General features: G+C 58.0%; 11 protein-coding genes. 5 read left to right on the forward strand and 6 right to left on the reverse strand.

Annotated elements, in window-relative coordinates; genetic code table 11:
- The first annotated feature begins 203 nt into the window (after positions 1-203).
- Positions 204-842, forward strand: coding sequence for an NYN domain-containing protein (locus tag IVA74_RS40060; protein WP_247353608.1), 639 nt, complete (start codon positions 204-206; stop codon positions 840-842).
- 119 nt (positions 843-961) lie between these two features.
- Here IVA74_RS40060 and IVA74_RS40065 read toward each other — a convergent pair whose 3' ends face one another.
- Both IVA74_RS40065 and IVA74_RS40070 read right to left on the reverse strand, forming a co-directional pair.
- Positions 962-1,171 carry a hypothetical protein gene (locus IVA74_RS40065; RefSeq protein WP_247353589.1) on the reverse strand — a complete coding sequence of 70 codons (210 nt, stop codon included), beginning with the start codon at positions 1,169-1,171 and terminating at the stop codon, positions 962-964.
- A 221-nt stretch (positions 1,172-1,392) separates the two neighbouring features.
- A complete protein-coding gene (locus IVA74_RS40070) occupies positions 1,393-1,875 on the reverse strand; it encodes a phasin family protein (RefSeq protein WP_247353591.1) in 483 nt (160 codons plus the stop codon).
- Between the two features lie 1,105 nt (positions 1,876-2,980).
- Between IVA74_RS40070 and IVA74_RS40075 the strand changes: the two genes are divergently transcribed.
- The gene (locus IVA74_RS40075) at positions 2,981-3,160 is read left to right on the forward strand and encodes a hypothetical protein (protein WP_247353593.1); all 180 of its coding nucleotides are present in this window, start codon (positions 2,981-2,983) and stop codon (positions 3,158-3,160) included.
- Between the two features lie 362 nt (positions 3,161-3,522).
- On the opposite strand, the gene IVA74_RS40080 is transcribed toward IVA74_RS40075, so the two are convergent.
- Positions 3,523-3,726, reverse strand: coding sequence for a cold-shock protein (locus IVA74_RS40080; protein WP_247353595.1), 204 nt, complete (start codon positions 3,724-3,726; stop codon positions 3,523-3,525).
- A gap of 574 nt (positions 3,727-4,300) precedes the next feature.
- On the reverse strand, positions 4,301-4,546 hold the full coding sequence (locus IVA74_RS40085) for a PilZ domain-containing protein (protein ID WP_247353597.1): 246 nt from the start codon (positions 4,544-4,546) through the stop codon (positions 4,301-4,303).
- Positions 4,547-5,033: 487 nt separating this feature from the next.
- Between IVA74_RS40085 and IVA74_RS40090 the strand changes: the two genes are divergently transcribed.
- Entirely contained in the window at positions 5,034-5,282 is a 249-nt protein-coding gene (locus tag IVA74_RS40090) for a helix-turn-helix domain-containing protein (protein ID WP_247353599.1), read from the forward strand.
- The gene (locus IVA74_RS40095; protein ID WP_247353601.1) at positions 5,283-5,432 is read left to right on the forward strand and encodes a hypothetical protein; all 150 of its coding nucleotides are present in this window, start codon (positions 5,283-5,285) and stop codon (positions 5,430-5,432) included.
- Positions 5,433-5,715: 283 nt separating this feature from the next.
- Here IVA74_RS40095 and IVA74_RS40100 read toward each other — a convergent pair whose 3' ends face one another.
- Complete coding sequence (locus tag IVA74_RS40100; protein ID WP_247353604.1) at positions 5,716-6,414, reverse strand: glycosyltransferase; 699 nt, start codon at positions 6,412-6,414, stop codon at positions 5,716-5,718.
- 244 nt (positions 6,415-6,658) lie between these two features.
- Positions 6,659-8,224: an MHYT domain-containing protein gene (locus tag IVA74_RS40105; RefSeq protein WP_247353606.1), complete on the reverse strand. Its 1,566-nt coding sequence runs from the start codon at positions 8,222-8,224 to the stop codon at positions 6,659-6,661.
- A 353-nt stretch (positions 8,225-8,577) separates the two neighbouring features.
- Between IVA74_RS40105 and IVA74_RS40110 the strand changes: the two genes are divergently transcribed.
- Positions 8,578-8,681: transposase (locus tag IVA74_RS40110; RefSeq protein WP_247340152.1), on the forward strand; the 104-nt coding region annotated here is incomplete at its 3' end.

An 8,681-nucleotide genomic window follows, 5' to 3' on the forward strand; every position in this document is an offset into this window, starting at 1 on the left:
GATAATCTGTTCTTCCGTAAACCTGGCTCGCTTCATCTGTCCGTCCTTCAGAAGGCCGGACTCTAACTTCAACCGGAGGAAATCGGCAGGGGCAGGTCAACCCCAGTATAGCATCGGAAGCTCCGGCTTTGATGAAAGCTTTGGAAGTGCCGCCTCATTGGCGGGTTCATATTCCCCGCAGCATGGCACTTCGTGCTTCCGAGATTACAATGTCGTCTCCCAACAGGATTGCGCTCTTCCTCGACGGAGCCAATCTCTATGCGACCACCAAGACGCTCGGCTTCGATATAGATTACAAACGCCTGCTGAGCGAATTTCAGAGCCGCGGTACGCTTCTGCGCGCGTTCTACTACACTGCGACTATCCAGGACCAAGAGTTCTCCTCGATCCGTCCGCTGATCGACTGGCTGGACTACAACGGCTACACGGTCGTGACCAAAGCGACCAAGGAGTTCATCGACGCCTCCGGCCGCCGCAAGGTCAAGGGCAACATGGACATCGAGCTCGCCGTGGACGCCATGGAACTCGCCGAACACATCGACCGGATGGTGCTGTTCTCCGGTGACGGCGACTTCCGGTCCCTGGTGGAGGCGGTACAGCGCCGCGGCGTTCAAGTCACCGTCATCTCCACGATCGCGAGCCAGCCGCCGATGATCGCCGACGAGCTGCGCCGCCAGGCCGACGTGTTCACCGATCTCATCGAGCTCCAAGCCAAGATCGGCCGCGATCCCTCCGAACGCCCGCCCCCTCGCGAGCGCGAGCCTCGCTATCGCGCGCAGCAGCTCCGAGAACGTGAGACGGTCGCGGGACCAAAGGGAAATGATAGCGTTCTCGAGAATTGATGCCGAGCGAGACCGCTTAGGAGCAGGCGGCCGCCTCGCTGAGTCGCAAATCGTTTCATGGAGAGTTGCATGTGCGTATGGTGTCCCTCCGTCGCGATCATCGATGCCTGTGTGGATGATCAGGCCAGCGATCCCACGCGGTGACGCGCCCAGGCACCGGGCTCCTCGACCCAAGCCTCCTGTGCGAACCAGGCGTGATTGGATTGGCAGATCGGGCAGCGAGTGTGCGCGAAGAAAACCGGGCTACGCCGAAAGCTCTCGCGATCGGTCTTGATGCCGGTGGAGATCGCGCGTCCGGTCTGCGGACATTTGACCATGACCATGCCCATTTGAGCCTCCCTGAACTTTAATTTTCTTGAATTCAATTTCCTATTCGGTTTCGAAAAGCGACCGGCCGGTTGGATCGCGCCTCTTGTTGGTGCGCTGGCTGGGGGGCATCGCGCACCTGCCCGTTGTTTGGTCGAGCATGGCTGGGCATGCTCGCGGCGGGGCTCGGTCCAACCGGCCGGATCTCCCTCTTGAATGAACCTGAATGTAAATTGAGTGCCGCTTAGTTGCCTTGGTGAAGGACCTTGGCCATGTGCTTCTTGAGTGGCTCGCCGGTTGCCGTTGCAAGCTTCTGGGTAAGCTCCCACAAGTCCTTGCCTTGGGCGGATGCGGTGTCGAAAGTCTTGCGCGCTTGCTCCGCGGACAGGGTGACGACATCCGCCGCCGACTTGCTACCCAGGAGTTGGACAAAGAAATCGATCGCAGAGGCGGTATTAAAGTTCGAGATCTCGATGACCTTGAGCCCGTAGTCTGTCGCGCTCCTGGCATTGCCCGAATAGGTCTCGCGCAGCGCTTCAGCCATATCCTCTGACGCGGCTTTGATCTTCTCGCAGCCTTCCCATGCGCGGGCGACGCCCTGCTCGGAAAATTCACCGAGCACACCGGGCACCGCAAACCTCGGCAATCCGAACGGCGGCATCGCGAAGCCGTTCGGTGCGTTCACTTCAGCTTTCACTTTACTTTCACTCACAGCTGCTGTCCCCATTTCTCAAGCGAAACCGTTTCCCGAAACGCTGGCTGCGCCACGGGAGTTCGTGAAGGCGGAAAGTTTTCCACCTCAGCGTCGTCAATTTTGATGAGCTTCAATCCAGTCCCGATACCACTATGTCCAACGACAGGAGAGCTGTCCGTTCGGTTTGCGACTCTCGGCAAAAAAACTTCCGAGGATGTCAATACACACGATCGTCGTATCAACGATATGCTTGCAGCGCCGCCACGTGCGGGTCACCGCGGGCAGCCCGCCAATGATGCCCACGAATTTCGCCGCCAGGTCGAGGTGTTCACCGACCCTTGTCGAGCTCCGAGGTAAGATCGGCCACGGTCCGTCCGAACGCGCGGTCATCACCGCAGCAGGTCCCGGAGCGTCCCGTCGCGGGGCCGAAGGGAAATGATAGCGTTCTCGAGAATTGATCCCGAGCGAGAATGAGGATCCTTAGCGAATAAGCCCGGCATTTGCGCCGGGCTGATCGCAAGTAAGCTTTGCGTGCTCGCAATGGAGTGATTGGAGAAGATTCTCCGCTGTCAGTCGGTTCGGATTGTAACGTTGGACGCCGGCTCGCGCGACTTTGCACGGGCGTGTTGCTGACCGGTCACGCTCCTAAGCTAAGCCTTACCCCGCGCGCATCGGCCTTGATGCCCCGGACCTGCTCGATCCGAAGCGGAGCGATCCGTCTACAGACCCAAGTAGCATTCGAAAGCGATGTGAAGCCCAAAGCGAAAATAGTTCCCGCTCAGACGGACTTATCGGAGCGCCAGTCGGCGGCCGACGCCAAAATTAATCCTGTCTCATAATGATGATGACTCTGTCGCGATAATAAACAATAAGTTGGGGAAAACAGAAGCAGGGAGTTTTGCGATGGAAGCTATGCGCCGCTTTCGCGCGATGGCGTTGCTATGCTGACAGGCTGCCGCGCGTGATCCTGAGAGAAGCTGGAACTTGCTCGCAGAGGCAGAGTACTGGGAGCATCTGGCGGCTACAGCTCTGGCTCACTAAGCGCACGGAGTAGTAGCGATTACTCGATTGTCCTGTTTTATCGGTGGCTCTTAATTCATGTTATTAGAGCGTGCCTTCAACACCGAAGGAGCGTCGCTTGCCTAAAACGAAACAAGTAGTTCGCCGCGAGTGGACGAAGGACGACATCAAGGAACTAAAGGCGCACTCCAATGCTCGGACGCCTGTCGTCACGATATCCAGGGCAACCAAGGGCACCGTCGGCGCGCTCCGTCAGAAGGCTATCGTGCTGGGGATGGGACTCGGCCATCAGCGGTAAAGTGACGCTGGTCTCGGTCATAGTGAGTCCGTTGAGCGAGCCGCCAACATCCGATATTGTTCAACACTCGCATCTGCGCCGATCAGGTGCAGACTGCTGTTCAATCCGACGGGAGGTTTTCGCGGCTTTGGGGGTGACGGCTCGCCATTCGGCCCCGTCGAGCCCTCCCTCAGTCGGCAAGGCTGACGTTTAAGTTTTCCCCAAGTGTGACATCGACGACATTGCGGACTCGAGCCGTCGCTGTAGGCTTATCTTGCCGGGGCTGGAATCAATATTTCACGTCTTCATTTTAACCCGGCAGGCCGCAGTGGTTTGCCGCTGCGGCCTTTCCGTGTAGGGCCTTACGTCGCGGTTTGAAACGCTCACCCGACCCGTAGATTTTCAGCCGAGTCTTTTCCGCGATTGTTCACGACGTCGAAGCTGACCTTGGCCCCCTCTGCGAGTGAGGTGCAACCAGCTTTCTCCACCGCCGAAATATGGACGAAGACGTCCTTGCTGCCGTTGTCAGGTTGGATGAACCCGTAGCCCTTCGTCGGGTTGAACCACTTCACAGTCCCCGTAGCCACTTAACTTCTGCATTCTTCAAAAACCAAAAGCAGGTCTCGAATTTTGACTAAAGAAAGAAAGGCTTGTCGGGGACGCACGTCCGGGCGATCGATCGAACCAGTAGGCTTTCCCATCAGCTCGACCGCCGCCAAGCTCGTAATCGGGATCGCTTGCGATTTCCCGAGCGATCCGCGCACCTTATCGGACGCGTAGTTGAGCAGAGCTAAATAGCTTTCCTGGCCGCGATCATGGGGATGGCGCGCACTGTCGGAAACGACAGGGGTTTGTCGAACAGCGCCATTCGCCAGGGATGCCCCGATAGGCCGGCATTAGAGCCGACAACAAGCAATCCTCAGTTGAAGGCCTTCGATCTTTGTTGCGCCTCGGCTTGCGCTCGCGCTTCAGTTGCGGCTGGATGCAACATCGCAAAGTAAATGCCTTGCACCATGCATCGATACCCCCAGTGACGGCCGCTGATGCCGCTCCAGCAGCCGCAGCGCGTGATGCAGTCGACACCGAATAATTGAATTCCGCACCCGAGATTTGGAGAGCCGCGCGGCTCTGGGCTGGGACCAACGACCTAGCAGAGCCGGCTCAATCGGCTTTAAAAACGACCCCGATGCGAGTATCACTGGACCAAACGAGACGACAATCTCTGATGATACGGTCTCTTTCCAACATCATCTTGAATGTGGGACGCATGTGCAGCTTCGTCGCTAACTCGATCCCAGCCCCGTCCTCCGAGATGTTGAACACGCGGCAACGTTGGCTGCCGCCATCTCCAAAAATGTATGCGACTAAGTCGACGTCCGAACGATCAATCTTTCGGCGATCCGGCATGATTACCCTTGAGCTGACGCGGCTGTCTCGTGTCCTTCACTGGCCGATGCTATTTCAAGCAGCCTAAACAGCCTCGCGATCCGTGCTGCCAAATCCGACTCATGGTCGGAGACGTCGTGTCCGTCTCGCTTAAGGACCTCGATCAGGATTGCTTGCCTTGTCACAGATCTCTCGCGTCAAACCAGCCAGTTGGTCATCATTATCTGAGGTCACGGCAATCTCTTTGGTCGGACTGATCACGCGCAGAAGGGTGCTATTTTGCAGGCTTAAATACTTACAGATCGTTACGCGAGCACCCAGGACCGCCCTTCCTCGCTCTGCCTTGCGCGTTCCTCCCCAACACCTTCCTCGTATTAGCGTCTTTGACTGCGGCCCTAGCGCCGTGGCAGTTCGGCCTTGGCTGAGCAACCTGGGTCTGCAAGCGCCAATCCGCCGACTGTTCAGACCTCCTTACCCTGAACTCAATCATTCACGATCCTGATGTACGATGATGGTCCGCAGCGCTTTTGATGGCACGAAATCGATGTCCAACGATCGACAAGAGATACGTCCGTGGTCGCCTGAAGAAGAAGCGCAACTACTTGCGTTATTCGACAAGGGCATGACTGCAACCGAGCTCGGCGAGCAGTTGGGTCGCAGTCGCCAGGCCGTCTACGGTCGGTTACAACGTTTCCGCAAGCAGCGAGACCGAGTAAGCCGCACCAGCGGACGCGCCTTCGCGCAATGGATTGGTTAGTTGGGCAACCATCCCTCAGAACACCGCGACGTCGCGTTGTTCACCGTGGCAACAACCTTCCTTGACATCGCAGCGCCGCGCGCGGCAACTTCGGCCAGCTTCAGCCAATCCGCCGCCAGCCTCAACAAGGCTTCCTTGTCCGCTATCTAATCGCCCTATCGGTCAAACGGCGGCATTCCTCCCTCGATTCGATAGCGGTCAGCTTCCTCGTCGCTCATCATTCGAGTCCTACCGAACCAAGAGAGGATGACCGACGAGGAAATCGGAGGAGATTCGACGATAGGCCATGACGGGCTAAGGGGCGCGTACTCATAAATCACGGACGCCGTAGACATCCACTATGCCCTTGACAGGGGCGCAAAATCGGACGTTGCAGAACTTGCGCGTTGGGCCACAACCGGACAGAAAGTCGAAAGCGACCGCGGTGTTGAAGCTATTGCCAGCTTCCGGCAGCCCCATGCACGAAGGAAGCTTCTTCCAACATTCCCTTGCTCATTCCTGCTTGGAAGATTTGACTTCCAGGAACGACCGGAATGTCCTTGTGTTGCTTCAATGAACCATTTTGGGTGATGATCTTTGAAATAGCATTTGGCCCGGTGACACCAAAGACCAACGGATAAACTGATTTTCCTAGCAGCTTAGCCACCACTCGCTTTGCAAATCGGCCCGCTTGCGCAGTTGGAGACTGCACAGTTCGAACGTTCTGGGTAATTCCATTGAGGATATCTGTCCAAACCGGATGCTTCGGCTCGCTTGCAAATAGGCAGTTGTGCACACTATCAGTGATCGAACGATCGTTGGGCCAAGTCCATTCCCGCTCGACAAAAATGACTCCCGCGTCAAATTCAAATCTCTTTCTGAATAGAACGTCAGTGTCGCAGTAAACTCCACCATAGTGATCCATCATGAGGTATCGGACAGTGTCAACAACCCAAATGAATTTGGGCATCTGGGAGATCGTGCTCTCATAATACTCAGAATAGTTTTTCTTGATGAATTGCAGTATGTCATCGTCGTCGTGGATCAGTATTTTATAGTCGGGATAGAAGGCTCTTATGACATCGACATTGCCCTGCGCGGTCGAAGACAGTTTCTTACTCTTGCTTGTGAGGTGGAATATTTTAGGGATCATGGCTTAGCTTTCATGGAAAACCTCTGTAGCTGGAGACATGCTCATTCGCCTGGTCGCTACTGCCGCCACTTCGCTGATGGGCCATGAGCCGCGCGCGCCCCCTACTTGAATCATGACAGCGCAACCTTAAACTAAGGCCAAAATCGACCGAATGTCGGTTGAGGGTCAGAAGCAGACCTCGGCGGCGGCCGACGTTCAAACTGATTTGAGCCAGAACCAGACTTCTCGGAGTGCCCGACCTTCATCATCTCTTGTTGGCGGCGGGGGAGAATTTCTGAATAGAAGTGAAGATCACACCTGCCGGACGCGCGGATGCCATGGCTTGATCGTTGATCGGCAAAGTGAATTGCATGGTGATGCCTGGCCCGGCGTTCGGGGTGGCCCATATGCGTCCGCCATGAGCTTCGACAATCGAACGGCAGATCGATAGCCCCATGCCCATGCCGCCGGGCTTGGTGGTGTAGAACGAGTCGAACAGGTGTTCAAAACTCTCCGGTTTCAGTCCCGGGCCAGAATCCTGCACGGCGACGAGCACTCCGCCCGAATCGTTCCCGGTGCCGATCAGCAACCCGCGCGACCCTTCGCTGACACCGCTCATCGCTTGGACGGCGTTGATGATCAAATTAAGAATCACTTGCTGCAGTTGGACTCGATCTCCTTGGATCAGCGGCAAGCCCTCCGCGAGTTGCGTCTGCACCGAGATATTGTTTTTCATCACTTCGCCACGGGTCAGGGCAATGACCTCAACGACCGCTTCGTTGACCTCCAAGGCATCCTTCCGCGGGGGCTCCTTCTTGACGAGGGCACGGATGCGGCCGATGATCTCGGCCGCACGCCTTCCGTTTTCGACGGCACGACCAAGCGCCTCCCGGGCCTTGTCCAGATTTGGCGGCTGGCCATCCAGCCAGCGCGAGGCCGCTCCGGCATTGTTCATTCCCGCCCCGAGCGGCTGCATGACTTCATGCGTAATCGAGGCCGCCAGCTCTCCCATGGCGGTGACCCGTTGGATGTGGGCAAGATCTGCCTGCGTCTGACGCAGGGCCTCATCGGCGCGCTTGCGCTTGGCCACGGAGGCGAACAGGGCGGCCAGATCGGCGAGCACGAAACCGGCGATCCCCACCGCCAGCGGAGTCCGATCGAGGGTCGCGACCTCGTTGGCCTCCTCCGTCGTGGCCTGAGCGGTACAGATGGCCGCGCGCATCCCGGTGTAGTGCATGCCGGAAATAGCGACGCCCATGATGATGGCGGCGGCGAGCTTCTGCCCAGGGTCCCTGGTTCCGAACGCCAGCCACAGCGCCGCCGTCGCCGCGCCGATCGCGACGATTACGGACAGCGCGAACCATAGGGGGTCGTAGCTCAATTCGACGGGCCCCCGCATGGCCGCCATGCCGGTGTAGTGCATGGCGAGGATGCCGAGCCCCATGAAGACGCCGCTGAGGACGAGACGGTGACGCCATGCGCCCGGGCGACTGATGACGTAGAAGCTGCCGCTCGTGCCCAGGATCGCCAGCACGAGGGAAAGGACAGTCAAGCCGACATCGTAGGACACCGGCATCGGCAGCTCGAAGGCGAGCATGGCGACGAAGTGCATCGACCATATGCCGCCTCCCATGGTGAGTGCGGCCGCCGCCAGCCAGATGCGCTGCGTGGGTATGCGGCGCGTTGGTATGCGGTGCGCGGGTATGCGGTACGTGGGTCCTTGGGCCAGCGCCACGCGTCCGCCGAGATCCAGGGCCGTGTAAGATGCAAAGCCAGCGACCAGGATGGACAGGGCAACGAGAGACGGATCGTATGTTGCGGTAACGACCATCGGGAACGTCCCCATTTCGGAGCAGAGATGAGCGAGGCACCATCCGAGGCATCACAACCGACATTCCCCGGATGCCGGCTCCTACAATTGCGCCACGCAAGGGCAATTGTCAGCACGATGCGGCAAGGACTCGGTTGCCTCAAGGGCGACGATAGTTCGGCAGCGAGGCTGTCTTAAGCGACGCGCTCTATCTGCACGGTCGGCGGCGGCACCGGTTCGATGGGCCACCACCAAACGCGGGCGATCGTGGGATTCTTTGTCGGGGGAGTTGGGATTGCAGCGGGAGGCGGAGCTGAGCTGCACCCGGTTCCGAAGACACCAAGTTAGGTGTTTTATGGAGCAGGAGGTGCGTCATGGAGAGAAGGCAGTTTACGCGGGAGTTCAAGCTTGAGGCCGTGCGGCTGATCAAGCAGCGCGGCGTGTCGTATGCGCAGGCGTCCAAAGACCTTGGTATTCA

It is taken from the genome of Bradyrhizobium sp. 132 (assembly GCF_023074185.1).
Lineage (GTDB): Bacteria > Pseudomonadota > Alphaproteobacteria > Rhizobiales > Xanthobacteraceae > Bradyrhizobium.

Coding starts and splice junctions, on each gene's coding strand:
- IVA74_RS40065 (WP_247353589.1), bottom strand. CDS start 1,171: ATGGGCATGGTCATGGTCAAATGTCCGCAGACCGGACGCGCGATCTCC.
- IVA74_RS40070 (WP_247353591.1), bottom strand. CDS start 1,875: ATGGGGACAGCAGCTGTGAGTGAAAGTAAAGTGAAAGCTGAAGTGAAC.
- IVA74_RS40085 (WP_247353597.1), bottom strand. CDS start 4,546: ATGCCGGATCGCCGAAAGATTGATCGTTCGGACGTCGACTTAGTCGCA.
- IVA74_RS40090 (WP_247353599.1), top strand. CDS start 5,034: ATGATGGTCCGCAGCGCTTTTGATGGCACGAAATCGATGTCCAACGAT.
- IVA74_RS40100 (WP_247353604.1), bottom strand. CDS start 6,414: ATGATCCCTAAAATATTCCACCTCACAAGCAAGAGTAAGAAACTGTCT.
- IVA74_RS40105 (WP_247353606.1), bottom strand. CDS start 8,224: ATGGTCGTTACCGCAACATACGATCCGTCTCTCGTTGCCCTGTCCATC.